The sequence below is a fragment of the Legionella impletisoli genome, from assembly GCF_900639875.1.
Classification (GTDB): domain Bacteria; phylum Pseudomonadota; class Gammaproteobacteria; order Legionellales; family Legionellaceae; genus Legionella_A; species Legionella_A impletisoli.
Map to the genome: position 1 here is coordinate 177682 of NZ_CAAAIA010000002.1, position 25287 is coordinate 202968.

Below are 25287 nucleotides of genomic sequence, written 5' to 3' on the forward strand. Positions count from 1 at the left end.
TTCACCTATCCTAATAAACATCCCAAGTATAATTAATTTAATGAAAATTATGCATTTTGTGTATTAATGTCTAATCTTTAATTAAATAGCATAATAATTTAGAGAGAGGGATTACTCATGCTGAGAAGATATGGATTTATTCTATTGATGCTTTCTATATTTTCTACCTTTACTTTTGCACAAGTGCGAGAAATTGCCATTACCATTGATGATCTTCCATTTGTTGGCACTACTCATAATAAGCCCGGTAATTTGCAACGCGAACGTGAACGCTTTTTAAGAATATTAGCGAGCTTGAAAGAACATAATGTCCCTGCTACTGGCTTTGTGGTGGCGGGAACCATTGAAAAAGATCAGTGGGATCTGCTTGAAGAGTTCAAAAATGCTGGCCTTACTATAGGTAATCACACCTACTCACACATTAATTTAAATCGTTCAAGCGCTGATAAATACATTACCGATATTGCCCAAGCAGATAAGGTATTAGCCCCTTTAATGACTGGGCCAAAGTATTTCCGCTACCCCTACCTTGCCGAAGGAAAAGGTGAGACAAAAGAAGCTGTTTTGAACTTTTTAACTGAAAATCAATATATCGTTGCCCCTGTCACGGTTGACAGTAAAGACTTTAAATTTAATGCAGCCTTATTAGCCATTCATTGGCGCAATCGAGATAACCACATCAACCGAATTAAAAATCAGTATCTTGATTACATCTGGCGGCAAACCTTACGTGCTGAAAAAAAAGCAAACGGTAAACCCGTCAAACAAATCTTATTGATTCACGCCAATTTATTAAATAGTCATGTGATGGGCGATATTATTCAAATGTATAAAGATCATGGTTATAAATTTATAACGTTAACGGAAGCATTAAGTAATACGGATAATGCGGAACCAGAGGTGATAACCACTCCAGTTGCTGCTGAAGTGCGCGAAGAAGACTCGGGTGTTTTGTAACAGATTATTTATCGAACACCTGCCCGTTCCTATCGACGCAGAAACCAAGTAATAAATAATATAGAGGAGCACTTGAATTTAAAGTCTCCCCCAGTTGCCCTTACCTTTTCATTCCCTCATAATATGTCCTATTGAATAAATTTAAGGCACTTTTAAATGGCTAATTTAATTTTTTGCATGAAATTAAACCGTGAAGCAGAACAAATGGACACTCAACCTTTTCCTGGCCCTCTAGGGGAGAGAATATATAACCATATTTCACAACAAGCCTGGAGTATGTGGCTTGATCATCAAACCATGTTGATCAACGAATACCGTTTGAGCATGGTTGACCCACAAGCCAGGGCATTTTTACGTGAAGAAATGGAAAAATTCTTCTTTGGCGAAGGATCGGAAAAACCATCAGGCTTCAATCCAAAAGAATAATTTAAAAAAATTTAATACCTCCTATTGACTCATAATCATTATCGGAGTTTAATAGCAGCCTCTTGGGGCCAGATAGCTCAGTCGGTAGAGCAGAGGACTGAAAATCCTCGTGTCGGCAGTTCGATTCTGCCTCTGGCCACCATGAAATCAATGAGTTATTTAAAATCCAAAAATTGGATCTTTTTCATTTACCTGAATCTTCTACACCTCTTTGAAAACCCAATCCAGCTCTAATCTTCGACGTTGTGTGACTTGACTACAAAATTGATAGACACCTCCAAACCGATGGATGCTTTGATCAAGCCAAAGCACGTTGGGTTAAGGAATATTTTTCTATTCCTACGTACCTCGACTCGAACGAGGTATCCAGGTTTGAAGTTCATTTAACTTCTAGACAAAGCAAATTGATTGGCGTAGATTTCTTTTTTTAATTAAAAAGAATTCTGTTTTTTTGTTTGAGAAAACGGTTATAAATATTACCGATGATGGAGCAGTTTCTTGAAAAAGGGTTTTTTCTTATTATTACTCCTATTTGTGAGTCAGGCTTTTAGTGTTCAGCAATCAAATCAAAGTGCTTCTGTTTTCGCAGAATTACTCCTATGGCAGATCCATGAAATCAGTGATGATAATTGGGGGCAAGTGATTGGCCCAACTGGTACTTATCAACAAAACCAATTTCTTGATGTTCCTTTCAAATGGAGCCCAGGTCTGCGCGCTGGTGTAGATTTTAACCTCAAAGAGAGCCGATGGCATGTGCTTCTTTATTACACTGGGTATCAAACTGAAGGTAAACGCGTAGTCAGTACCAATTCCAGTGAAGTGCATTCGGCTTTTCTCGGTAACTTCTTTGCAAATAACCTAACTGGAGCCGGTGTTTCTGGGCCTTATTACAAAGAAGCCGGAATGCGCTGGAACGTTTTATTTCACACCCTTGATTTGGAATTAGGTCGTGAGCTCATAATTAACCCTCTTATGAATTTACGCCCCTTTGTGGGGCTAAAAACCAGCGTCATTGACCAGTCTATCAATACCTCTTGGCAACAGCCGTTTGATGATACAACAAAGCAGCCCATTACCACGTTTTCATCCGCTACGGAAAAAGTCACGAATGATTTTAAAGGGTTTGGACCGTCTTTTGGCTTGGATTCATACTGGCATCTTTATACCTCCCATGAAAATAGATTAAACCTTATCGGACAATTCTCTGGTGCATTTTTATGGGGGCATTGGGATATCACAGATGTTTATCAAAACAATACCCCTGTATCCATCACTATACAGAATGACAAGATGTCGTCAGTCGCTTTCATGGCGCGAGGCTATCTAGGGCTGGAGTGGGCTCATGGAGTCGGTCAGATCGACATGTCTCTACGTATTGGATATGAGACGCAAGCTTGGTTTAATCAGCTTCGTTATTATTCTTTTGATATGGGTCGCACAGAAAATGCCTTATTTCTTCATGGTGGTGTTTTAGGTGGTTATTTGCGTTTTTAAATAAGAAAAATAATGAAATTTCGACATAATATTGTTCTACTTTTTTTAAGTTTATTGAGTTCGATGAGTTGGGCATCTAACCAAGTGTCCGTTTATGAAGATCTTATCTATTGGCGAGCATCACAAGAGACTACATCGCCATGGGCTTTTCAACAAACAACCAACTCACCACCTGGGGCTTTGTATACAGAACCAAATGCTTACTTTGAGTGGAGTCCTGGTGTACGAGCAGGCGTGCTCTATGAACCAGAAAATTATTTTGATACCAAACTCTATTGGACTTATTTTTCAACCAAAGCCAAAGAGGAAATTACAGCCCCCAGTGGTCAGTTTTTCCTCCCAGAGTTTTTTAATGGCTTTACATCGCTAAACTTGTTCAACGCAGCTCAACTGGATTGGCGACTCATTATGAACATGGTTGACCTTGAGGTTGGCCATGCTTTTAAACCCATTGATTCGCTTATACTACGTCCTTTTGTTGGTGTGAAAGGAGGAACAATTAATCAATCCATTAATTCATTTTGGGAGGCCGATATTGGCACTACCACAGCATACTCAGCCCGAGAAAAACTAAAAAACAATTTTCTTGGCTTGGGTCCAAGTTTTGGCATCGATGGTACCTATGCGCTTTTTGATCACGTGAATATAAAAAGTGATTTGTCTACAGCCTTATTATGGGGGCGCTGGAATATTCAAGATACCTACTTCAGGCCGACCGCTTTGTTAGGCCTCATTCCGCAAACCACGATCACAACGAATCGAAAAAATTTAATGCTTGGTACGTTCATGGCACGATATTTTCTTGGCTTGGATTGGACCTTTCAAGCGAGGGCAACAGTAACCCTCAAAGCCGGGTATGAGATGCAATTCTGGAGTAATCAACTGAGATTACCCATGTTTCAAGCGCTTCCTGTTCATGGTGATTTGACATTACAAGGTGGTACATGCGGTATTTTAATCAAATTATAATGACCCTAGGTTTTTTAAGTTCGCCTACAGCTCATGCCATAGAGCTTTATGCTGATGCGCTATACTGGCAAGCTACTGAGACGGTGGATTGGTCGTTAACGAATAACTTAAGTCTTCCTAATCAAGTCATTTCCTATAACACCATCGACTTTGATTTTGCTCCAGGCTTTCGAGTTGGCGCCGGCATGCAAGTCAAGGATTGGTCTTATCGGTCACTTTACATGCACTATTCCGTTGTTGAGAAAGCCTCAACACAAGGAAATGTCATCTCAATCTTCATTCCCGGAAAATTTGCTGAGGCGTTTTACAATACTGGCCAGGTAAATTTCACCATTGATATGAACATGGTGGATCTCGATTTTTCCAAAGAGATAGTGATTGGCCGAGCTTTTAGCATACGCCCTCTCTTTGGGCTTAAAGGTGGTACGATTAACCAAGAAGTGAATACTCACTTTCAAGGGGATATTACTGTAAATGAACGTGTACATAATGATTTTACAGGACTAGGACCCAAAGTCGGCATCGATAGCCGATGGAATTTTTATTCAGCAGATTTTTTACAATATAGCTTCGCTGCTGAAATTCAATCTGCTTTTATGTGGGGAAAATGGTCTATTGACGATAATATGGCCCAAAGCAACTCTACTTTAATAAGCTCTGTTCAAGTCGGAAAAAGAAATGTTGGCGCTTTCGAGCTGCAAGGATTCTTTGGCATTGAGCTTCGTTATAAAAACGCTGGGCTTAAAATAGGTTATGAAGTTTCTGATTGGTTTAATCAATACCAGCTTTTTGATGATGGTACTGGGACGCATACCAATGATTTGGTTCTGCAAGGGATAACCGCAGCACTAACTTATCGTAGTTAATGAGGCGAAATCCCTCAACCAACCGCTCGCTCACGGATACGACTCAATTTTGTAAGTTTTTTTAAATTCCCTGCTATTTTCGCTCCATCGCAAGCTAAGAAGGTGAGAATAACGCTTATTTATATTTTACTGTTTGGTCTAGCAATGAGCTTGATTGCACTCATTGGCAGCATCACTCTTTTACTGAGTGAACAATTTTTTCAGAAAATAATCTTACCCTTAGTAGGTCTTGTCACGGGAACATTAATTGGAGGCGCATTTTTCCATTCACTTCCCGAAGCCATTACCATTATTGGCAATGTTCAATCCGTTTATATTTCTTTAACACTAGGTTTTATTTTGTTTTTTATATTTGAGCAGTTTTTACACTGGCATCATTGTCACTTAGGTAGGTTAAATCATCATCCGGTAAGTTATATGATTTTGATAGCAGATAGCCTTCATAATTTTATTGGAGGACTCGCAGTCGGCTCTGCCTTTCTTGTAGATATCAAGTTTGGAATTGTCATTTGGACAGTAGCGGCCATCCATGAAATTCCGCAAGAACTGGGTGACTTTGGAATTTTAATCAATAGCGGCTGGAGTCGCAAAAAAGCGCTGTTATTTAATATGATCTCTGCGCTAACTTTTCCAATAGGTGCGATAATGGCGTATCTTATTTCCTCTCAAATCAATGTGTCGCTGTTATTGCCATTTGCTGCCGGTAATTTTTTATATATTGCAGCCGCAGACTTAATACCACAATTACGTTCTAAACAGTTAAAAGAACAATTGACGCAGTTTTTGAGCTTAATTTTGAGACTTATCTCAATTGTAATTAAACTTAGAATACCAATGGTCACAACCATGACAAGTCCCAAAGCGCCTAATGCATATTTTTGAATACGGCTTGAACGCTCATCGTACCCAAGCCATTTATTATTTGGTTTTCCTAAAGCTAGGTTCGTAAAATAGGCTACAATCTGCACAGCTGTTTGTGCTGAATGAGCGAGCATCTTAGAGACCCCAACAACCACCATGCCAACCAATCCCATAGCCGCACCAATCGGCAAGCCTAAGCCGCCTAAAATATATTTTTGAACAAAACTCTTACGCTCGTCTTTTCCAAAGTTTTCGTCTTTGCTATTTTTAAGGCTAAGATTCGTTATCTCTGCAAATATATGCCAGCCAGTCAATGCCGTATGACCAATCATACGTGCTGCCCCTGCCACAATAAATCCAACCACACCAAAGGCTGCACCGATTACTAAACCAGGAAATCCAAGAATATACTTTCGAACAAAATTTCGGGGCTGAGCATCCTTTTTTTCTTCAGTTTCTTCAAGAGCTTCTTCATCGTTATCTAACGCCGCATTCCAAGCCAATTTAAGCGCAACTTGTTTAAGTTTCTACAATATGATAAAATAATGCTCGAAACCAATCTTCCATAGAACATTATTTTAATATGAATCAAGATGAACTTTTAGCTGGCGATCTTATTTTCTATTTTAATACACTAGGCATCGCAGAACATATTGCATTATATGCTGGCGAAAAAGACGGGATCCCTTATGTCCTTCATGCGACCACTGAGCCTCATAGAGCTGTAATGTTAACTTACTTGAAAGAACCTGATCCTTTCTGTTCATATCATGTGATGCGACCCGTCAATCAAATTTTGGCTCTTGAAGCCAAACAAATCTTATTGAATTGGGTAAAACATTTAGTGCCATTTGCCTCGGATGAAAAATACGATCGCTTGGTTAATCCTATTGATGAGTTAGCTGGGTTTGAACGTGCCGATTCAGGCATTATTCAATATGAGTATGGAAGGAGAACGTACCGGTCTAATTTCAATCAGTATCTACTTTTTGCAAATCATCTTCCATACATCCCAGAAGAAAATGGAAAAATACAAGGGTTACTTTGCTCCGAAGCAGTTATTGCTGCTTTTAATGTCGTATTAGTGCAAACATATGCCTCTTCTAAAGAAATCTTTGGTAAAAAGGTATGGAACATCGAAGGAGATATTGAAGCGTTTATTGACTCTCTAGACAGTCCATTACCTCTAGATGCAAAAACCACTTTTCCAGCCGGTATCTATGAGCATTGCCTGCGTGAACCAGCTCATTGGCATCACCTTGGTGTATTAACGATCTCCCCACTCCCCGCCATAAGTGAACACGATAAAGCGCAATGGAAGGAGTTTATCAGCTCGTTAAAGGAAAGTGCTCAAGAAAAAGCTCTATCATTTTCAACTTCAGAAACCCCTGATCTCTCATCTGGCGCAGATTCACGCTCATCAGACTCAACAGCAATCCTTTCTCTTAGCCCTTTCTATTGTACATTCTTTAAACCAAGAGCTCTGACTGATAAACCGAGTGATTCTCAAATTTCGCATCACCCTGTCCCCTTATCCTCGAAAGAATCTAATTAGCCAAGATTATTATTAAAATCATTTTCACATAAGCAAATAAAGGAGGAGTTTGTAACAGCGGGCCAATAATAGTATGGCGTATAAATAAGATTGTAAAGAAATTATTCTTTTTTGACTTGGCAAACACTTTAAAAACTGCTTAAGATACAAATAGATGCTATTAGAGACTGACATAGCTTTTGAAGTCTAGAGAAAGATAACCCTAGGAAATTTGAAATGTATCGTTTCAAGGAAATTGGCCACTCAACCATATGGTTTGTTGGTAGCATTCGCATATTTTTTCGATTTCTAGGACATTTTTTTTCAAGTTTTTTTCATTGCTTGACTGGGCCTCAGTCTATTGGTTGGTCAAATTTTATAAGCACATTATACCAATCTGGAGCTCATTTGTTGCTCCCCATCGTGATTATCAGTGGCCTATTAGGTGTTTCTATATCGCTAAGCTTATTTAGTATCTTAAACGAGATAGGCCGTGGTAGTAACGCACTTCCCATTTCGCAAAATATTGCCATTAATAATCTGGCTCCCTTATTAATTGGTATTATGTTATCTATCCAGTCATCATTAAATTTAATTAATGCAAATATTCATAAATTACACCATACACCTGATGAAGTAATGTGTGAATTCATCATTCCCATAAGCATCAGCCTCTTTGTAAACGGGTTGTCACTTTATATTTATTCGTTACTTACATTTCTAGTAACGATTTATTCTACCTTTCAGTACATCATCAATATGGATACTCGCGACACGTTGTTGCATTTAGCTAGCATCGTTTCAATTTATGATATTATTTATTCCATTTTTAAGCTTTTTATTTTTTGTTGTATTATAACGTTAGTACTTGGATACTATTATTATGAGATTTCAATACGTAAGATTTCCTTACGGACTGCAGTCTCACGAGTTATGACGCGCTGTTTATTTTTTATCATATTGTTTGGGGCTTATTTAAATATTTTTCACGATTAACGGTAATCATACTTGAGCTAAGTTAAGGACAACGATGCGCCAAGATCGAAAATATACTTTAGTCGGCATTTTTATTACCGGCGCATTCATTTTATTTATTTTCTCCTCATTCTTTTTCTATGAAACGTATCTCAAACAAGAGATGGAAACATACGTCATGTTCTTTAATGGCTCTCTTGAAGGCATTGATTCTCGTTCTTCAGTGACCTATCGTGGTGTTAAAATTGGAGAAGTATCTCGTATTGAATTAACAGAAAGTAGGAAAAAAAATACGGTAGAAGTTCCAGTATATGTACAATTTTTTGTAGAAAGAACGACAGGGTTTAGACAAAACCCAATTCGTTTACTAATCAATCAGGGATACATTGCCGATGTCTCTACACCCAATCTTATCACAGGCGTTGCAAGCATTGAGCTCATAAAATCCGAGAAACACCCAACTCATTATCGCTATTATTATAATGATTATCCAATTTTTCCGACCGCCACAATTGTTGAAAAGCATACTTCCGTAGATGAAACTTTAAAAGTAGCTAAAAAGGCAATGGAAGATATTAGAGAGTTCATTAAATCTGGTGAAATGCAGGAAATGGTTCGTTCCATTAATGACATGAGTAATAGCGTTGAAAAATTAGCGCACCAGCTTAATTTAAACGTAGCACCTTTTATGACGCAGTTTACGCTAAGTATGCAGCAAGTATCCAAAGCAGCAGAATCCACTGAAAATTTTATGGATTATTTGTTGAGGTATCCTGAGTCATTACTAAGGGGGCGAGCGTGAGACTTACGAATGTCGGATTAATCCTAGCCTCTACAGCTATTTTGTTTGGTTGTGGCCGCAGTAAGCCGCCTGAGTTGTATGTGCTTAGCCCTATTCCATGTCATAAAATGCAGATTTCTGAAAAATACGCTCACTTAAGAATCGGAATTAATCCTGTAAAAATACCTGAATATATACAAAAGCCAGAAATTACCCTTCACTGTAGTAAGCATCAGGTGAAGTTAGCGGAAAATCATCATTGGGCTGAATCCTTAAAAGATAATATCACCCGGATTCTTCAAACCAATCTAACGACCTTGCTTCCTGGCGCTGTTGTGCAAAAATCGCCTTGGTATAGCCAATTTTTTCCAACTTACACACTTGATGTTATGATTTCTCAGTTCGAAACGGACATATATGGCAATCATATTTTTCGCGCAGAATATTTAATTTATCATGACAATCGAGTCGTTAAAAATGGACAAATTTGCTACAAGAAAAAATTGCCTGTAGTTACACCATTAACGGTGGTGAATAGCATGAATGATAATATAAACCAATTATCAAAAGAAATAATGCTTACTTTTAAATCGATGTAAGAAAAACCCATACTCATTCTTTCAAGAATCAGTACAAGGTATGCACCTAAGCATCGCGGTCAATTAAAACTCATAATCGAGGACAATTATAGAATCTTTTCCCCTTCTCAACAAAGGAAAAATAACCTGCTGCGCCACGTTCTTATGTTCAGGATGAGCAAGATAGGCATCCCGACTTGCAGTGTTTTCAAACTCCATGATAAATGCATGGTTAAAGCCTTTATTAAGTTGCTCGGGACTTGTGTTTTGTCCATAAGAAAATGAACGCACTGAGGAGATATGGCCTTGTAATATACTAAGCTTAAAAAAGAGATGAGTTATTTCTTCAGAAGTTGCAGACGGTTTAAACTCTAGCAAAACGATGTGCTTAATCATAACCCCACTCCTTGATTCATTATTTTAGACAGTAATATCATGGCCTTATGCGCAGGGTAAACCTTTTCTATTAAAAATAGATGATTCGGATAATGACCTTAGTCCGTTAGCCAGGATCTACCCATTTCATCACGAAGAAAATCTTTTTAAAATACAAGTCTATTTTTTTAGAAAATACTTTGCTATTCTGGATGTCCAATTCTATAAATCTTGTTTCTACAAACCTGTGGATAGTTTTTTATTCATACCCTTTCAATTTATAATCCTTATTGGCTTACAGTGACGATAGCCCAATAAATACAACCTCTTTTCAAACTTGCCCTTTGTTACTGGTTATCCACAAAATCTGTGGATAACTCTGTGGGTTAGCCTTTAAAATGCTGAAAAGAAAACAGATTGAGAAGATGCGTTCAAATTTACCAAGGTACTTGCCATTATCGCTTAAACTATTATCAAAGCACTTTCTTAAAAACCGATCCTTTTCTGAATTATTTATAAACTATTTGTATTTTAACTATCACGTTTGTTTTGATATAATATAATAGTATCCATGAGTTTTCGGAGATAAGTATGACGGTTATGTATATTGACCAAGCGGACAAACCGTCCGCAGAAGCACTAGCAGGTGTTGATGGTGAATCGTTTAGAGAATTTGGCGAGAAGCTTTCAGGTACTCCTTCAGAAATTACTATAGCTGCCCATACAGACGAAACCCGAGGAAAAATTGGTGACATGACTCCACGAGAATTTGCACAACAATTTTCCAAAAAATATGGCTCACAAAAACCACAACTAAAGCATTTGTACTTAATATCCTGTGAAGCAGGGCTAATGGTCGATGGTCAAACATTAGCACAACAGATTGCCCTTGAAATGAATCAACAAGGATTCACGAATTTAGAAGTTCACGCCATGGCAGCGCCCATTGAAGGTGCAACAGGCATGCGTGTGGAAGTGGTAAGTAAAGAAGGTCTAGGAACAGGAGGCGTTTCCGCTCGTGGCCAAGTGAGTGTTTTTTATTATGAATCGAAAGAACTTGAAGAAATAGATGAAAGAATTGCGGCTATTGATGCAGAGATTTTGGGCATCTATAAAGAAGGCCAAGAGATGCGTCGAAAAGGTACGGATAACCCTGATGCAGTAAATCAAAGACAAAGCCGTATCGCTGCGTTAGAACAAGAACAACGAACTCTTGAACAACAACGCGCCCAAAGCATTGCTCAACGTATTGATTTAGTCTCAACAACCAATTACAAATCCGTTATGCGAGAAGATCAAAACACCTTTTTGCCTACAGGGCCTAAAGGCGTTGTTCATCAAGATTTAGTTTCTGCAATTGGTCTCTTACAAAAGCAAAGAAAAAGTCTTATACCGCAAGAAGGAGAAAAAGTAAAAAATCCGGGAAGAAGTCTCAAAGCGATTGGATATATTGATGAAACCATTCATAAACTCAAAGAAAATCCTAGACTTGATGGCGGAGAAATTATTGATTTACTCAGGAGGATGAAGGAAGGAGAAAATGAAAAAGGAAAAAAGCATACTGGAACATCTGCCTTCAAAGAGTATGTGTTAAACCCTATTATAGAGGATTTGACTAAAAAAGCAGCTACAAGAAGCAATAATGATAACTTTGAACCCAGAACTAAACGCGAGCTGGTCATAAAACATTTAATGATACAAAAACAATATGCACAATCCGACCAGTTTCAACCCAAATCTAAACTATCCAAACAAGAATACATTGCAAGAGTTCAATGGGATATTGAACGTTTACAGCGTAGAAGCGATAGTGATTTTAACCCTGAGGAATGGATACAATCGATAAAAGATAGACAGGATGATGTTTATCAGAATGCAATTAATATGAAGCATCTTGAAACAGAACTGGGTGCTTCACGCTTACCCGATAAGCTTGAACCCCGAGCAACAAAAGCCCCCCAATCAAAACGCTCGACTTCCAATCAAGCTGCAAGCTCAAGGCTCGCTGAATCTCAAAGCATGTTTAGACGTTCATCTAGTTCTATAGATGAGTCTGAAACAGCCCCTCTTTTATCCTCTTCTCAAAGGCGTAGCGAACCCAAACCGGTTACCCATGCACCCAAACCTTTAAGTCAAACCACCAGCCTTATTCGAGTTTATGGCAAAAAATTACGAGACGGCAGCATTTCGGATGATGAATTAAGAACACTGCTCACTGAGGATACATTTAAAAAATCATCCCAATTTGATAACAAAAAACCGATTTCGGACAATAATCATCGCACGCTTGATGCCATGAGAAATTTTGTAGGAGTGATTGCCCCTTCAATTGCTCCTGAGATACTTCATGAATTAAATGATCGGATGTTAAATTTGGCCGATCAAGATAAACTACCAAAGACTTACTTACGAAATAATAGTCTAGCTAAAGTGATGCTTGCTTATGAAACGTTTCATTTTCCTGACTCAGCAGAAGATCATTATCGTAACAATAAACGATTATCTACGTTGTTTACTGACAGAGAAAAAATTGGATTTCAAGAAACACTGATTTCTCCCAATGTGGAGTATTTTTCCCTTCAAAATATGAAAAGATTTTACACCCACGCAGCTGATTGGTTAAATCCTAGCAATCGTACCCATAGCTTTGAGGCCAATGGCGACCATTTAAAAAAGGAATTACAAGAATTTAAAGGCGATGCGTTAAAAACATCTATCCTCAAATCGTTTAAAAAAGAACTCGATAATTGTGATTCAACAGATGATTTAAAAGAGACCGTTACCCGCTTGAAAGAAACAGACGAATACAAAACATTAGCAACTGGCCAAGACCGAACAACAAGAATACTTGGTCTTAAAACCTCTTCGGTCAAAGCCTTTGAACAAATGATTGCAGAAAAAGAAAAGGAGTTGGAACCTGCAAATTCCAAACGACTTAACTAACGTTATTCGATAAAAAAGCGAAGCTTTTTGTAAGGGAGCCTTTCAAAATAAGCCTGTTCAATATCAGCAAAATTCGGATTTTTCTGATATCGAACTCACTTTGAAAGCATAGGTAATTGCAAAACAATAACAAAAATCAAAGGAATCCAATGTATTCACAATTTTGGTCTATATTAAGGAATATACTCCCTGAAAAAGAGAACATCATGGCCACAGAGACCCATAGTGAAAAAATGCGTGATGCCCAAGAGAAATTTTATGATGCCTTGCGAGAGCTCGAAGAAAAAGTTAATGAAATACGGATAAAATTTAGGAAAAATCCTGATGAGTATCGAGCTGCTTTCCATGCGTCAGGTCAATTATCTAATTATTTAAGAACGGCGGGTGACGCTTTTTTTAAAGACAAAACCATAACCCAAGATGAGTTTCTCTCCAAATGCAATAGTTTAATACAATCCGCGGAACCGATTTTAAAACAACATCGTGGCTTTGGAAAACTATTGGAGAAAATTCAAGCCATTGTAAACTTCTTTAAAGACCCCTCTAAAGAGAGATCTCAAGACTCTACTGCTAAACACGGTTTTTTTGTTCCAAAAACTGACTCAGCTAAAAGAGTAGATAATATACGAGAGGCGTTGAAATCATTTGAATCCAAAGATTCTGAAAACTCTTCTGGAGAAAAACCCAAAGGTCCGTAGAATCTTAATTGCATCTTATTTCAGCAAGAATACACGGCCTTTATGAGTGCTTTAAAAAGATTGCGAAAGCATTTTCTGTAAATTAAAAATTCAGGATGAAATTGTACGCCTAAAAAAAATTGTTTTCTTGGATCTTCGATGCATTGCACAATTTTATTTTTTTCCGAAGCGGTAATCACAAGATCAGAGCCAAGTTGGCTTATGGATTGCTTATGTAGACTATTCACTTTTATCTCAGGTTTTTGAATAAGTAAAAATAATTTACTTTCTTGTTCAAGATAAATCATTTTTCTAAAGAAAATATAGCCTAATAAATTTGAAGGGTATTGAGCTTTTTCATATGCTTTAGTGATATCTAAATGCAATTTACCAGATCGAAATACATTCATGAGCTGGCACCCCCGGCATAGACCAAACACAGGAATATTTTTTTTATCTGCTAAAGCTAAATGACTGAGTTCTAATTCATCTCGTTTCGGTTCATATAGATAGCCTGGCTTTTTTGTTTCTCCGTATAACTCGGGATTTAAATCGACCCCACCACATAAAACCAGTCCATCATAATCAAAAAAAGTTGAGTTTTTTTTCTGAGTGATGCATTTAGGCTTGCCGCCTGCGAGCCATATGGCTAATTTCACAAAAAAAATCGCTACCCTCGATTGCTTAACGGAATGAGTCATGGCAATAATAGGTCGCTTTTTCATAACTGTTTCAGATAAGTTGAGGTAGTATTAATCCATTTATTTTTATTTAAAAAAATGGATTGTTGCTCGAGTTCTAAATATTCCTTAGCCATTTCCCCTTGTACATTCTGATTAGCCGCAAGCTTTTCAATATTCAACCAACGCATCCATTCCGTAGTAAAATTCCAGCCCGAAACATTCAAATTCGAATTAGCTAGGCGATAATGAAACGTAGGTCTAGCATGAATAAGCCTTGAGCCAATTTTTTCTTTTACCCGTTGCTCATCAACGTACTTAAATAGAGGAAGCATATCCAAGGCACGATTGCGCGTTCGATTGTAAAGCATATAATCATCCATTAAGCGGGGCATGGATGGACTATAATTCGGATTCAAAATTTTCTTTTTATACGCTGTTGGATATTCGTTGATGAAAGGCAGTGCCGCTCGACTGATATCCACATCAATCTCATTTCTTAACCAATCACTGAGCAATACATACGATCGCAAATAACTTAAAATGCATTCGACTGATAAAGAAGGCACATCGGGATTAATATGTACCCCAAATGCAGCAATTTTGGAGGTGTGAGTTCCTTTAGCCCCATGCTCATGTAAATCATCCACGATGGGATCTAATAACTGAATGGACTGAATGGTCACGGGGGGGGTTATAATTTCTAAAGGAATAACGTCATCAAGCGCCGAAGAGATAAATCGTTCAATATACCCTTTTATATCTATCTTATTTTCTTTGCGATTTTTTTCTGATTGAGCTGCCAGTTGCTTTAAAAGATGAGCATCGAGCTCCACTTTAAATTGCCCAAGAGAAGAATCTTTTACGATATATTCATTTTGATTGATACGTTGAATATCGCCTGAAAAAAGATTTTTCAAAAGTTTTGCTGATTCTTCAATGGAAATGCCAATATATTCAATTTCAAATCCGACAAGGCGCTCATTCCCCTCATGATTTTTTAGATAGGGTGGGAATAAATCTTCAGATGATGGATGATGTGTTTTATTCATCAGCACTCAAAAAACGAGACAAAGAGTTAGTATAAACAATAGATTAATCTAACCTTTAAAACAAGCAGACTGGTTAAAACGAGGAAGGTACAGTGATTTTATGAAAATTAACGTGCAATAATTCGAGGTAAAATTTAATCCTAAGTTACCTTGACATTTTTCTTTAGCATGCAAAGAATGATTGAGAATAATGTAATTAATAAGGCAGGGATGCTAATGCCAGGTCATCTCATCACGAAAACAGTCGATATTCATCATTATCCAGAACCAGAAAAAAACGATGAAATTTCTGAGATCACCGTTGGAGATCTTCACGGCAACGCTCTTAATCTACTTCATTATTTATTAAGCCATAGCCTTTGTGAGCTCTCTAAAGAAAATTATGAACGAATTGTTGCTCTTTATAACTTACCAGAATCCGAATTAACTTCGGAACCAATCGCTGAATTTAATCACCTGATTGCCGACTTAAAGGTTCTTGATCATCAAACGCTTGTGCGATTACTTGGAGATGAGTTAGGCGATCGTGGAAAAAACGATTATTTTGTTTTAAAAATTTTAGAAATACTTCATAAAAACGGACTTAAATTCGAAATTTTATTATCCAATCATGGAATGGCATTCATAGATGCTTATGAATCTTTCTCCCACAGCGGGCGCTTGGATTCAAATTTAATTGTAGATTATCAGCGCACTTCGCTTCGAAACTTGGACTCCTTGATTCAACAAGGAATCGTTTCCTATGATGAGGTTTATGGAATCATCAATCGGCATTATAAGCCCAAGTTAAAATTACTCGCTTATTCTTTAAATAAAGACGGGAAAGAAATAACCATTTATTCCCATGCCAAGATTGACCTTAAAGTAATTGCAGCCCTAGCAGACTTATTTGAGGTGGTTTACCGTGATGATACCCACCAAGAATTAGCACTTACTATACAACAAATTAACTTGAATTTTGCGGAAGCGGTTCAAGAAGAAGAGGTTCATTTTATTACCTCTATACGAGACTTTCCTTGGGTTTATTCTAAGCTTTCTTCTAATCCAGTTGAATTTATCCTGTGGAACCGCGATCATCAAGTTCTATCTAGACCATCCTCCCACCCAACTTATTCCTATTGTTTAAAATTTATTCATGGGCATGATCCTATCGAAGAGTCCAATGAACATCTGATTACACTCGATAATATGCTCGGTAAAGGAGAAGACTATCATCAGCATGAAGCGCGGGTGTATGTTTCTAATGATGTACAAATTCTACCCTATCAACTCTCTAGAAACCATGATGATGACTTGAGCTCTGAATCTGAAGATAGTGACGTTTTTACAGAAGAATCTGATTGTGAATCAACGGATGAGTCGTCTAACCCCTCGACGCAAGAGTCAAGACAAACTATTCCTCTAAATAGTATTTTCTATCGCAGCAACATCCCTAGCGTTGAAGATTTCTCAGAACACCCTGAACTTGCTTTTGAAGCTTTAAAATTTTAAAGGCTCTGGCCAATATTTAAAACAAGGTTTACTATTGGGACCTATTTGTTATCGCTTATGATGATCATGCACTTAGATATTGTTACTATTGAGTCTATTAGCCCTGGTGTGGAAAGCTCCCTCCCCTCTCCCAGTGCCCGAGGAGAAGGGAGTAAGGTTGAAGAACTTTTCAGACAAGCCGGATTTAAACCAATTTTAAAAACCCCTGCCAAACCGGTTACCTTTCCTCTTAGCCAAGAAGATCGCGCTTTAATTGCCGCAATGGAAAAAAAACTTTATGAGCTGGGCGGCGTTGGCCTTGCAGCACCACAAGTCAATTACGCAAAACAAATCATTGCTATATACATCCCAGAAGAAGCGTCTTTATTAAGAGATTTCGCACAAACCTACCCCATGCATGTGATGATCAATCCGAGTTATCAAGCTTATTCAGGGGAAAAAGTTTCTGATTTTGAAGCGTGTTACTCAGTAGCATCAAAAGCTGGAAAAGTCCCAAGATTTCAGCAAATTCAACTAACTTATCAAGATGAAAATGGCCACAAGCATTCAGAACTCGCATCAGGGTTTTACGCTAGAGTATTGCAGCATGAAATAGATCACTTAGAAGGCACATTAATAACTGACCGTCTAACGCCAGATTGTACTCAAGGAACGGTAGAGGAAATGATGAAATTGCGACGGGAATCCTTACCAGATGAGAAAAAACGTCTTTTTGACGAAGTCATGGTGAAAAAACTTCGAAAATAGTTGTAGCTCAGCTTTCTGCAGCAATGCCATTAATTAGCCAAAGACTTGGAGAAGAACTAAAAGATTAGGCTTACACACAACATTAAGCGCCAAAGGATGGCTGCTGGTTCACCCCATGCAATAATGTTGCAATTTCTGTATGCCCCATGATGATTGCAATCTCTTCAGGCGTCATCTGAATTTCTGTATCCGGGTTGGTCGATTGTGTTTGAGCATGTATAAATTCATTCATAAACGTTTCCACATTTTCCCTCCTAGCAAACTGCTGTAAGCTCCCAATTGAAGATTTAAAAACAAGATCACTTCGAGCGCCTGAGTTAAGTAAAAGTTCGACTACTTCAATATGGCCTTTCTGAGCGGCTATGAATAGAGGCCCTCCACCATTCTTCATTGCCTGATTTATATCCGCTTTCCAGAGTAACAGTTCTTTGACCACTTCGATATGCCCTTCCTCAGACGCCATGAATAGAGGCGTTTCACCATCATCCGTTGTCTGGTTTATCTTCGCCCCACGCTTTAATAGCTCTTTGACCACCTTAAGGTGCCCCGCCCAGGCTGCTATGAATAGAGGCGTTTCACCATTACTCTTTGCCTGATTTATCTTCGCCCCATGGTTTAACAGCTCTTTGACCACCTTAAGGTGTCCCGCCCAGACTGCTATGGATAAAGGCGTTTCACCAGTATTCTTTTCCTGATTTATCTTCGCCCCACGGTTTAATAACTCTTTGACCACTTTGACATGCCCATTCTGAGCAGCTATGAATAGAGGCGATGCACCATCATTCGCTGCCAGGTTTATATCCGCCCCAAGGTTTAATAGTTCTTTGACGACCTCGATATACCCATTCTGAGCTGCGAAATAAAGAAGCGTCGCATGGCTATCATCCGTTAACAGTGCTTTTGCCGCAGAAATTTGATGCATACGCGCCCATGTGTCCTGCTTTTTCCAAACACTGATAGCCTGGCTGACGTTTGTCTCCTGGGTTATGGTGGTAAAAATAAGTGTTTCAAAAATTAAAGTATCATTTATTGAGTCGCGTTGTGATTTCAATGCAAGATAAACCTTAGATGCTACATCCTCTGGGCTAAAGAGCGCTTGTATTGGAAGTTTATTCGCATCGGCAAAGAGCCAATGCTTTATTGTGGGGCTCCAGGTAATAGAAATGGCGTGAGTTGAAGACTTTAATTGCATGGAGACGGGGTTTGTTATAGCCTGGTCGTTTTCAATGGATGTTTGAAAACTTGTGAAATAATCTTTTAGCTCCTGCTTTGAATAAGCGCCGATAAAATCGCCAATTTCCCGTATACCACCTTGGCCCTCAAGTGCTGTGGATAAAACAAGAGGTGCTGTTTGTTTCAATGATTGAGCAGGGGCTTTTCTCTCTTCATACCAGTCACGATAATGATAGGGTTGCTGATAAAACATAAGGTCGTCAAAAAAAGCTTGAATTTCAAGCCACTGTCTTGTTTCTTCTGAAGGAGGAGCCTTGCCTAGTTTTTTTACTTCTTCTCGTGCCTGTGTCACGTTCTCCACAAGCGCATCAGGGGTCAAGCTTGCAAGAAGATTAAGACGCCGGTTAAATCGAATCACCTGCTCCTCTCCCAAAAGAGCCGCCTGTATCGCCATGGAAGAAAGCCCAAAACAAACGCCTTCTTCATTAAACCTGTAACCCAGTTTGACTAAATGAGAAATAAGATGAGTATGTGTCAGTTGTTGCGGCTGAGAATTAAAAAAACTGGATGACGAAGCAACCAGTTGGGCTACTTTATCAATCCGAACCCCATCCCGAGCCTTACGCACACGAACATCGCGGAGCATATTTCCTAATAGCTCGTTTCTTTGTGTGAACGCAGCAAGGAATAGATTGTATTTTTCCTCAGACACTTCAGGAATGACTATGTCGCAATCTTGCAAATCAATCTTATCGATAAAATCGAACGTCTCAAGCAGGGCCAAAAGCGCAGTAGAAATCCCTTCCCCAAATTGCTTGATCATTTCTAATTTTAAGTTCTCATTCATCAATCGTGCTATATTTGTTCTTAATGGTGTTAGTGTAGACACATTGTTGTTTGCAAGCAAATATGGATATATTCCTTTTCTAAAAGAATAAACACTTATATTTCTGAAAGTGACGCATTGATTTCTCTATACAGAATAAAACGTGAAGACACGCTTGCACAGGTTTACTCCAATCCAATTTAATGACTGTTCATGTTGACTTAAGATTTTAGCGATATACTTAACATAAGCACAATTTTTAGGAATAAAACCATGCCTCAGACTCATTCCGAGCGTTATCAACAATTAGTCACTGCGGATAAGTCTCGATTAAACGTGGATGCATTAGTATCTGAAATTAAAGACTCCGCTTTACCGAGCGCTCCGGATGGAGAAGGCGTATATGATCACTTAGTTGATCTCTTCCGTGAGCATAGCGATGCGCAATTCGGGATAGTCTCTAAACTAAATGAACGTGGCGAATGGGTTCGTGATGCAACTGAATCCATTCCTCTTTCTCAGCGAATTTCCCACACTGCCCCAGTCATTGAAGCGAATAATACCCTATTAAGATGTTTGTCTCGCTTACGACCTATTGATTATGTGCTCTCTCAAAAATACTCTGGCGATAAGCCTGGGCTTCGCAAGGATATAAAAAATCAATTTGCCCAGTTAGTACAAGATATTCTCACCGAAGTAAACCTGGACAAAAGCGAGCATGCAAAACAGCGCAAATTTAAAAAACTCGAAAAAGAATTTGATACCTTTTTAATTCGGAAATTGCACGAGGCCAACTTAACGGAGGGTTGTGAAACGGAAAAAGACTGTAAAAAACTACTCAGCCATTATCGCATTTTATCAAGCTTATTAATCCCTGCTCGTCCCTTAATCACCTTAACCTATGACGCTCAAAATAAAGTATTTCAGCGTGAAACCCAATATCCAGTTACTGAAAAAACAGAAAAACAAAAAAAGGCGTTGCAAACTGCATTTGATTTAAACCCCTACCCTGTAGACACTGATAAAACTGCGCAAACTGTTCAGGCGTTAGCGACTCAAAAAGCCAATGCTTTTTTTGCAGAATTAATGACTCAAGACGATCGAGCACTACCCGCTCAAAGTCGAAAAATCCATTTGGTTGGGGCAAGAAATGCCTTTATTGTTAAAAATGAATTATTTTTTGGCGTAGAGCGTGATCACCTTGAAGACGCGCAACAATTAGAAGCTTTCAAAGAAGATACCTTATGGATGGCTAGAACCGGCGTACCCGTCTATGTTGGAAAAGGTGAAACAGCGGAGCGAATTCAAGAACATACTCGTGAAAACTTAAAGCAAATCCGTCAGGCAGCCTTAAAAAGAATGCCTGAAACTCCTGAGGCCTTAAAGCTTCACCTCACTACCCTAAACACCAATATGCGTCATGAAAACCAGCATATTATGATACCCCATCTATATCAGGCCACGCGAGACAACCCTGAAAACGAAGATGATCTATCTTACATCCCTGTTAATCTATTGGGCACGTTTAGTTGGCTAGATTTAGCACCTAGTTTAGCGTTCGAATCGGATGAGCATCGTCCAACAGGCATCGCTCCTTTAGCCAAAGCAACTCGGGCACAAAGTGCCGTCGAAGTGATGCTAAAAGCATGCGATAGCCCAAATACGTTAAATGTGGTTCATTGTGCGAGCGGGCAAGATCGCACAGGAACAGTCGTTGAAAAAACGACCCAAATTTGGATGGCAAAACGGTATCAAGAGCAGGAACCAGCACTTGATCCCAACTCAATACAAAGCATGCGAGCTGAAGGTGGGAATGCTGCTGAAATTGCGAGTCATCATATTTCCGGATCGCCTGGCATGAAAACCGTTTCAAAATCTGGAGATACGTTTACCGACGAAGCAAGCGCACAATTTTATCGTAAAAGTGCTGATTTAAATTTAAGTAACCCCGTCGGCTCTGTAACCTGGCTTAGAGAGCCTAGCGAAGAAGCAAAAAAAGCCTATCATGATCAATTAGCAGCTTTTGAAGCTCGGTTAAATACTTTGCGAAAAGAACTCAAGGGAAATAAAAATAATCAAAAATTGTTCACCCAAGGAAGCATGATACTAGAACAAGTTCGAGACATTTATCAAAGTTCTCGCCTTTCTGCCAAAGAAGTGTCCGATCTGACATGGGTATTGTCTTGTAGCAATAGAGCGATAAGCGAGCCTAAAGATGAAGCAAATATTCGTAAATTAGCTGGACTTTCAAAAGAAGTGTCTGGTCATGCTTCGCCTAAATGGAGAAAGCTAGGTGCAGCGCTTGCGATCTTCGCATGCGTTGCTTTAGTGGTGGCTGGGGTTTTAGCCGCCATTCCAAGTGGTGGCACAAGCTTATTACTAGCCGTTGCAGGCGGTGTTGGTTTAAAGGCAGGAATAACAGGGGTTGCCGCTTCCGGAGTCGTAGGATTGGGGTTATTTCATAAAAGCAAAAGCGATGGTCTCGCCAAATCGGTTGAAGACCTACAAACCACTCTTAAAGACCTTAATAAGAGGTAAAGCCCACTCTTCCAAATCCATTTAAATAGGAATAGATGTTCTAATTAAACGCCAACTTAACAATCCTTCATTGATGAAGCGATGCGATTCGCTATTGCATTCACTCCCCGGATCAATATTGGCGTATCGTATTTGCAAAAACGTTTGGAAGTCTTCGCTGACTGTGATGAGCCAATGATGGCTTCCAGCTTTTTCTTTTTCCGCCGTAATTAATACGCAAGGAAAACTGCCTAAGTCATTAATTAAAAAATTAACATGTTTCCCCTCTATGGGTAAGCTGCACCCTTTTTGTGAAAGACTGTTTATTGCTGCATTAGGATGAGCATCCTGACTGACACAAGCTTTTGTTGACTGATGATTGAGATTGGCTGTAATACGATTTGCAGCACTTTCTAATTGATACATTGCTTCATGCTGGACTAGATTTTGGTTATTAAACTTAGAATATAGAAATATCGCTTGCATTAAAGACAGTACCAAGCCTGTTATCGCCACCAACATGAACAGAGTCGTTAAAAAAATTACGCCCTGATTATCGCAGGCGAACGCTAAATTGTTTTTTTTGTTCATCAGAAAGCTCAAGGGTTATTCGCACCACTTTGCCCAAAGGGTGGTCAGCTAATGAAACCGTCATTGAATGAACTAAAGAAGAAAGTTCCTCCGAATGGTTTTGTTTATAGAGTAGAGATGAAGTATGGTGGTTACGGTGGATGAAATACGCCTCGTTAATCCACCCACCGATATAAATTGGTTCTTTAAAATTAAATAATAATGGCTTTTCAAAAGTCATTCGCTTTGTAGCACCATAGGACTCAACTCGGCGAATTTGATGAACTTCTGCATGATAACAATCTGCGATCAGCACCTGTTGTTTAGCTTTAAAATCGGCAAGAGTTAAAATCGTTTGTTCACTTAATATGGACTCAATAACTTGATAAGATTCATGCATTCGTTGAATCTGCAATCGAGGTTCATTCGCATCAATATACAGCGCACTTAATTTTTGATCATTTTGAGTTCGATCGGCTGTAACTAATTGTTCTAAATTCAAACAGGGTGTAAAGCCAGCGTGATGAATACTATGGCGAAACAAATCCTTGATGAGTTGTAGCTCCATGTCTTGTTCAATCGCTTGGTTTATAAAGCGAACATGATGTTTAATACTTAGGAATTGATTGACTAAGAGCAAAATAAGGACACTCGATAAAAAGAGCCCTATTAATAATTCTGTCAGACTAAAACCTAATGGATATTGTTTCATCCTAAAAATAAACTTCGCTTAAGAGTACGAGGATAGTTACCTTGAACAGATGGCTCATACCAAGTAATTTCTAGTTCGGTCTTTTTTTGATGGTTTGTGATGGTGCATTGAAAGATTGCTTCTTCAGAAACTTGCTGCTTAAGCTCTTCAGACAAGGAGTCTAATTCGTTTAAAGCACTACTTTGAAGATGAAATTGATTAAACAGGCGGGTAATTTGCCATTGCTGATGTAATAAAGCCAGTGAAGTCGTGGTGATTAAACATAATGAAATCAACACTTCGGTTAAAGAAAATCCATGAGTTTGGTGCATTGTTCATCCTGAGGTTGGTCCATGCATAGAATAGCTTGTACACCCCCTGAAGTGCAATATCTATTTATAGGCAATCATAATGCCCTTGTACAATTTATTTTTAATCCAGTGTTCGTTAATATATTAGGAATGAACTTAATTTCAGATGATAAATCAGGACTTATGCCTGGTCGATGCTGTATAGATTTTATGTAACTTTTGGCACTGTAGCCTTTAAATAAATCTTCAGGAGAAAGACTTATGGCTTGCGATTATCATTTGCTCCCTCATTCTGGGATTCAAACGCTTTCTCCCTATATCCCTGGCAAATCAGTCGAACAACTGGCTGATGAGCTTGGGCTGACCGACATCATAAAATTGGCAAGCAATGAAAATCCACTGGGTTGCAGCCATAAAGTGACCAAAGCACTGTCAGCGCTTTCAGGCCATGCTATTGCAATGTATCCATCGCCCTATCACAGCCCATTATTGCAAAACCTCAGTGCTAAGCTAGGTGTTCCAACCGATATGATCACCTTGGGAAACGGTACAGATATGCTATTCCCCCTAATTATCAACTGTTTTGCATTACATCAGGAAAAACAAGTTTTAACACATGAGTATGCATTCAGCTCGTATGCTATTTATTCCAAAATTTTAGGAGTTCCTGTAACTTCAACACCAGTAGATGATCAATGGGCCGTAGATATCAAGATTATGGCAAAAGCATGCGATGAGAAGACGGCTATTATCTTTCTCCCCAATCCCAATAACCCGACAGGAGTGCCTGTAAAAAATCGTGATATCATCTATTTACTTGAGCATATTCCTGAGTCAACATTTTTAGTATTGGACGAAGCGTATGTTGAATATAACTCAGAGACTCCACAAAATGACAGCATCGAATTGTTACAGCATTATTCTAACTTAATTATCACGCGAACGTTTTCAAAAGCCTATGGCTTGGCTGGATTACGTTTAGGGTACGCCATTGCGAGAGCTGAAGTCACTTCGTTACTAAAAAAAATTAGTCCACCCTTTTTTGTTAATTGTGCAGCTTTGGTAGCGGCTAATGCCGCTTTAGACGATGCGCAATTTATTCACGAAACCTTAACGCTTAATCAGCAGGGGCTAGCACAATTAAAAGCGGGCTTAAAAAAATTAAAGCTCACCTGCCTTCCATCATCAGGCAATTTTATTACAGTGGATTTTAAGAAGGACGCAGGCCCACTCTATCAAAGCTTACTTCGATATGGCATTATTGTTCGTCCTCTTCATCCCTATCGCATGGATAACTTCTTACGGATTACCGTGGGCACCATGCAGCAAAATATTCGATTCTTGGATGCATTAGAAGAGTGTCTTAATGAGGAAAAACTATGACGAGTGATTTAAGTACGAAACATTGCGAAGCCTGTGAAGGTATCGGATCAGCTCTAAATGAAGAGCAAATTAATAATCTTATACCGCAGTTGAATAAGACTTGGAAGGTTTCAATTGACTATAAACAGATACATCGCAAATTTTCATTTAAAAACTTTTATGAAACCATGGCCTTTGTAAATGCCATTGCGTGGATTGCAAACGTTGAAAATCATCATCCTGATCTAGAAGTTGGATACAATTATTGCAATGTGACATTTACCACGCATGCGTTAGATGGCTTAACGCAGAACGATTTCATCTGTGCTGCCAAAATTGATACGTTGTTAGAAGATTAGTTCTTTATATCAACTGTTGCCTTGAATGTAAAAGACCGTTCTTAGTTAACGTGAGTTCGACAGAAAACAGCT

General features: G+C 38.7%; 24 protein-coding genes and 1 tRNA gene. 18 read left to right on the forward strand and 7 right to left on the reverse strand.

The features are described 5' to 3' along the window. Positions 1 to 117 precede the first annotated feature (117 nt). The 11 genes from E1O41_RS03095 (at position 118) to E1O41_RS03145 (ending at position 9462) form a co-directional block, all read left to right on the forward strand. Positions 118 to 957 (forward strand): polysaccharide deacetylase family protein, encoded by an 840-nt coding sequence (locus E1O41_RS03095; RefSeq protein ID WP_229669314.1) that lies wholly within the window; start codon positions 118 to 120, stop codon positions 955 to 957. A 156-nt stretch (positions 958 to 1113) separates the two neighbouring features. After that, a complete protein-coding gene (locus tag E1O41_RS03100) occupies positions 1114 to 1383 on the forward strand; it encodes an oxidative damage protection protein (protein WP_131775854.1) in 270 nt (89 codons plus the stop codon). A gap of 66 nt (positions 1384 to 1449) precedes the next feature. After that, positions 1450 to 1525 (forward strand) — tRNA-Phe (locus E1O41_RS03105). A 356-nt stretch (positions 1526 to 1881) separates the two neighbouring features. After that, a complete protein-coding gene (locus E1O41_RS03110) occupies positions 1882 to 2877 on the forward strand; it encodes an Lpg1974 family pore-forming outer membrane protein (protein ID WP_131775855.1) in 996 nt (331 codons plus the stop codon). A gap of 12 nt (positions 2878 to 2889) precedes the next feature. Further along, the gene (locus E1O41_RS03115) at positions 2890 to 3846 is read left to right on the forward strand and encodes an Lpg1974 family pore-forming outer membrane protein (RefSeq protein ID WP_131775856.1); all 957 of its coding nucleotides are present in this window, start codon (positions 2890 to 2892) and stop codon (positions 3844 to 3846) included. Continuing rightward, positions 3822 to 4712: an Lpg1974 family pore-forming outer membrane protein gene (locus tag E1O41_RS03120; protein WP_131775857.1), complete on the forward strand. Its 891-nt coding sequence runs from the start codon at positions 3822 to 3824 to the stop codon at positions 4710 to 4712. The genes E1O41_RS03115 and E1O41_RS03120 overlap by 25 nt, the downstream gene beginning before the upstream one ends. Before the next feature lie 417 nt (positions 4713 to 5129). Then, positions 5130 to 5594, forward strand: a complete 465-nt coding sequence (locus E1O41_RS12005) for a ZIP family metal transporter (RefSeq protein WP_423202459.1) — start codon at positions 5130 to 5132, stop codon at positions 5592 to 5594. Between the two features lie 562 nt (positions 5595 to 6156). Next, positions 6157 to 7128, forward strand: a complete 972-nt coding sequence (locus E1O41_RS03130; RefSeq protein ID WP_131775858.1) for an NlpC/P60 family protein — start codon at positions 6157 to 6159, stop codon at positions 7126 to 7128. A 216-nt stretch (positions 7129 to 7344) separates the two neighbouring features. Continuing rightward, complete coding sequence (locus E1O41_RS03135) at positions 7345 to 8103, forward strand: ABC transporter permease (RefSeq protein ID WP_131775859.1); 759 nt, start codon at positions 7345 to 7347, stop codon at positions 8101 to 8103. Between the two features lie 34 nt (positions 8104 to 8137). Beyond that, positions 8138 to 8884: an MlaD family protein gene (locus E1O41_RS03140; RefSeq protein ID WP_131775860.1), complete on the forward strand. Its 747-nt coding sequence runs from the start codon at positions 8138 to 8140 to the stop codon at positions 8882 to 8884. After that, entirely contained in the window at positions 8881 to 9462 is a 582-nt protein-coding gene (locus E1O41_RS03145; protein WP_131775861.1) for a PqiC family protein, read from the forward strand. Before E1O41_RS03140 ends, E1O41_RS03145 begins: the two co-directional genes overlap by 4 nt. A 63-nt stretch (positions 9463 to 9525) precedes the next feature. Here E1O41_RS03145 and E1O41_RS03150 read toward each other — a convergent pair whose 3' ends face one another. Then, the gene (locus E1O41_RS03150; RefSeq protein ID WP_131775862.1) at positions 9526 to 9837 is read right to left on the reverse strand and encodes a Dabb family protein; all 312 of its coding nucleotides are present in this window, start codon (positions 9835 to 9837) and stop codon (positions 9526 to 9528) included. Between the two features lie 570 nt (positions 9838 to 10407). Between E1O41_RS03150 and E1O41_RS03155 the strand changes: the two genes are divergently transcribed. After that, positions 10408 to 12759, forward strand: coding sequence for a hypothetical protein (locus tag E1O41_RS03155; protein WP_131775863.1), 2352 nt, complete (start codon positions 10408 to 10410; stop codon positions 12757 to 12759). Between the two features lie 149 nt (positions 12760 to 12908). Continuing rightward, positions 12909 to 13457 carry a hypothetical protein gene (locus E1O41_RS03160; protein ID WP_131775864.1) on the forward strand — a complete coding sequence of 183 codons (549 nt, stop codon included), beginning with the start codon at positions 12909 to 12911 and terminating at the stop codon, positions 13455 to 13457. Positions 13458 to 13477: 20 nt separating this feature from the next. Here E1O41_RS03160 and E1O41_RS03165 read toward each other — a convergent pair whose 3' ends face one another. Then, on the reverse strand, positions 13478 to 14161 hold the full coding sequence (locus E1O41_RS03165) for a gamma-glutamyl-gamma-aminobutyrate hydrolase family protein (protein ID WP_131775865.1): 684 nt from the start codon (positions 14159 to 14161) through the stop codon (positions 13478 to 13480). Then, on the reverse strand, positions 14158 to 15168 hold the full coding sequence (locus tag E1O41_RS03170) for an amidoligase family protein (protein WP_131775866.1): 1011 nt from the start codon (positions 15166 to 15168) through the stop codon (positions 14158 to 14160). Before E1O41_RS03170 ends, E1O41_RS03165 begins: the two co-directional genes overlap by 4 nt. Positions 15169 to 15345: 177 nt before the next feature. Between E1O41_RS03170 and wip the strand changes: the two genes are divergently transcribed. Both wip and def read left to right on the forward strand, forming a co-directional pair. Beyond that, complete coding sequence (wip, locus tag E1O41_RS03175; RefSeq protein WP_165481088.1) at positions 15346 to 16659, forward strand: Dot/Icm T4SS effector Wip; 1314 nt, start codon at positions 15346 to 15348, stop codon at positions 16657 to 16659. Positions 16660 to 16725: 66 nt separating this feature from the next. Continuing rightward, on the forward strand, positions 16726 to 17406 hold the full coding sequence (gene def / locus E1O41_RS03180) for a peptide deformylase (RefSeq protein ID WP_131775868.1): 681 nt from the start codon (positions 16726 to 16728) through the stop codon (positions 17404 to 17406). Positions 17407 to 17488: 82 nt separating this feature from the next. On the opposite strand, the gene E1O41_RS03185 is transcribed toward def, so the two are convergent. Continuing rightward, positions 17489 to 19426, reverse strand: coding sequence for an ankyrin repeat domain-containing protein (locus E1O41_RS03185; protein WP_131775869.1), 1938 nt, complete (start codon positions 19424 to 19426; stop codon positions 17489 to 17491). Positions 19427 to 19678: 252 nt separating this feature from the next. Between E1O41_RS03185 and E1O41_RS03190 the strand changes: the two genes are divergently transcribed. After that, on the forward strand, positions 19679 to 21943 hold the full coding sequence (locus E1O41_RS03190) for a hypothetical protein (RefSeq protein WP_131775870.1): 2265 nt from the start codon (positions 19679 to 19681) through the stop codon (positions 21941 to 21943). Positions 21944 to 21964: 21 nt separating this feature from the next. On the opposite strand, the gene E1O41_RS03195 is transcribed toward E1O41_RS03190, so the two are convergent. The 3 genes from E1O41_RS03195 to E1O41_RS03205 are packed head-to-tail and all read right to left on the reverse strand — an operon-like array spanning position 21965 to position 23515. Further along, the gene (locus tag E1O41_RS03195; protein ID WP_131775871.1) at positions 21965 to 22513 is read right to left on the reverse strand and encodes a hypothetical protein; all 549 of its coding nucleotides are present in this window, start codon (positions 22511 to 22513) and stop codon (positions 21965 to 21967) included. Then, the gene (locus tag E1O41_RS03200; protein WP_131775872.1) at positions 22476 to 23204 is read right to left on the reverse strand and encodes a hypothetical protein; all 729 of its coding nucleotides are present in this window, start codon (positions 23202 to 23204) and stop codon (positions 22476 to 22478) included. The genes E1O41_RS03195 and E1O41_RS03200 overlap by 38 nt, the downstream gene beginning before the upstream one ends. Beyond that, positions 23201 to 23515, reverse strand: coding sequence for a type IV pilus modification PilV family protein (locus tag E1O41_RS03205; protein WP_131775873.1), 315 nt, complete (start codon positions 23513 to 23515; stop codon positions 23201 to 23203). Before E1O41_RS03205 ends, E1O41_RS03200 begins: the two co-directional genes overlap by 4 nt. A 240-nt stretch (positions 23516 to 23755) precedes the next feature. On the opposite strand from E1O41_RS03205, the gene hisC reads away from it, so the two are divergent. Continuing rightward, positions 23756 to 24877 carry a histidinol-phosphate transaminase gene (gene hisC, locus E1O41_RS03210; RefSeq protein WP_131775874.1) on the forward strand — a complete coding sequence of 374 codons (1122 nt, stop codon included), beginning with the start codon at positions 23756 to 23758 and terminating at the stop codon, positions 24875 to 24877. Beyond that, positions 24874 to 25215, forward strand: a complete 342-nt coding sequence (locus E1O41_RS03215) for a 4a-hydroxytetrahydrobiopterin dehydratase (protein ID WP_131775875.1) — start codon at positions 24874 to 24876, stop codon at positions 25213 to 25215. The genes hisC and E1O41_RS03215 overlap by 4 nt, the downstream gene beginning before the upstream one ends. Positions 25216 to 25287 lie beyond the last annotated feature (72 nt).

Bases quoted from the DNA above. Each gene is read 5' to 3' on its own strand.
- E1O41_RS03095 (WP_229669314.1), top strand. From the start codon at position 118: ATGCTGAGAAGATATGGATTTATTCTATTGATGCTTTCTATATTTTCT.
- E1O41_RS03100 (WP_131775854.1), top strand. From the start codon at position 1,114: ATGGCTAATTTAATTTTTTGCATGAAATTAAACCGTGAAGCAGAACAA.
- E1O41_RS03115 (WP_131775856.1), top strand. From the start codon at position 2,890: ATGAAATTTCGACATAATATTGTTCTACTTTTTTTAAGTTTATTGAGT.
- E1O41_RS03120 (WP_131775857.1), top strand. From the start codon at position 3,822: ATGCGGTATTTTAATCAAATTATAATGACCCTAGGTTTTTTAAGTTCG.
- E1O41_RS12005 (WP_423202459.1), top strand. From the start codon at position 5,130: ATGATTTTGATAGCAGATAGCCTTCATAATTTTATTGGAGGACTCGCA.
- E1O41_RS03130 (WP_131775858.1), top strand. From the start codon at position 6,157: ATGAATCAAGATGAACTTTTAGCTGGCGATCTTATTTTCTATTTTAAT.
- E1O41_RS03135 (WP_131775859.1), top strand. From the start codon at position 7,345: ATGTATCGTTTCAAGGAAATTGGCCACTCAACCATATGGTTTGTTGGT.
- E1O41_RS03140 (WP_131775860.1), top strand. From the start codon at position 8,138: ATGCGCCAAGATCGAAAATATACTTTAGTCGGCATTTTTATTACCGGC.
- E1O41_RS03150 (WP_131775862.1), bottom strand. From the start codon at position 9,837: ATGATTAAGCACATCGTTTTGCTAGAGTTTAAACCGTCTGCAACTTCT.
- E1O41_RS03155 (WP_131775863.1), top strand. From the start codon at position 10,408: ATGACGGTTATGTATATTGACCAAGCGGACAAACCGTCCGCAGAAGCA.
- E1O41_RS03160 (WP_131775864.1), top strand. From the start codon at position 12,909: ATGTATTCACAATTTTGGTCTATATTAAGGAATATACTCCCTGAAAAA.
- E1O41_RS03165 (WP_131775865.1), bottom strand. From the start codon at position 14,161: ATGAAAAAGCGACCTATTATTGCCATGACTCATTCCGTTAAGCAATCG.
- E1O41_RS03170 (WP_131775866.1), bottom strand. From the start codon at position 15,168: ATGAATAAAACACATCATCCATCATCTGAAGATTTATTCCCACCCTAT.
- wip (WP_165481088.1), top strand. From the start codon at position 15,346: ATGATTGAGAATAATGTAATTAATAAGGCAGGGATGCTAATGCCAGGT.
- def (WP_131775868.1), top strand. From the start codon at position 16,726: ATGCACTTAGATATTGTTACTATTGAGTCTATTAGCCCTGGTGTGGAA.
- E1O41_RS03185 (WP_131775869.1), bottom strand. From the start codon at position 19,426: ATGAATGAGAACTTAAAATTAGAAATGATCAAGCAATTTGGGGAAGGG.
- E1O41_RS03190 (WP_131775870.1), top strand. From the start codon at position 19,679: ATGCCTCAGACTCATTCCGAGCGTTATCAACAATTAGTCACTGCGGAT.
- E1O41_RS03195 (WP_131775871.1), bottom strand. From the start codon at position 22,513: ATGAACAAAAAAAACAATTTAGCGTTCGCCTGCGATAATCAGGGCGTA.
- E1O41_RS03200 (WP_131775872.1), bottom strand. From the start codon at position 23,204: ATGAAACAATATCCATTAGGTTTTAGTCTGACAGAATTATTAATAGGG.
- E1O41_RS03205 (WP_131775873.1), bottom strand. From the start codon at position 23,515: ATGCACCAAACTCATGGATTTTCTTTAACCGAAGTGTTGATTTCATTA.
- hisC (WP_131775874.1), top strand. From the start codon at position 23,756: ATGGCTTGCGATTATCATTTGCTCCCTCATTCTGGGATTCAAACGCTT.
- E1O41_RS03215 (WP_131775875.1), top strand. From the start codon at position 24,874: ATGACGAGTGATTTAAGTACGAAACATTGCGAAGCCTGTGAAGGTATC.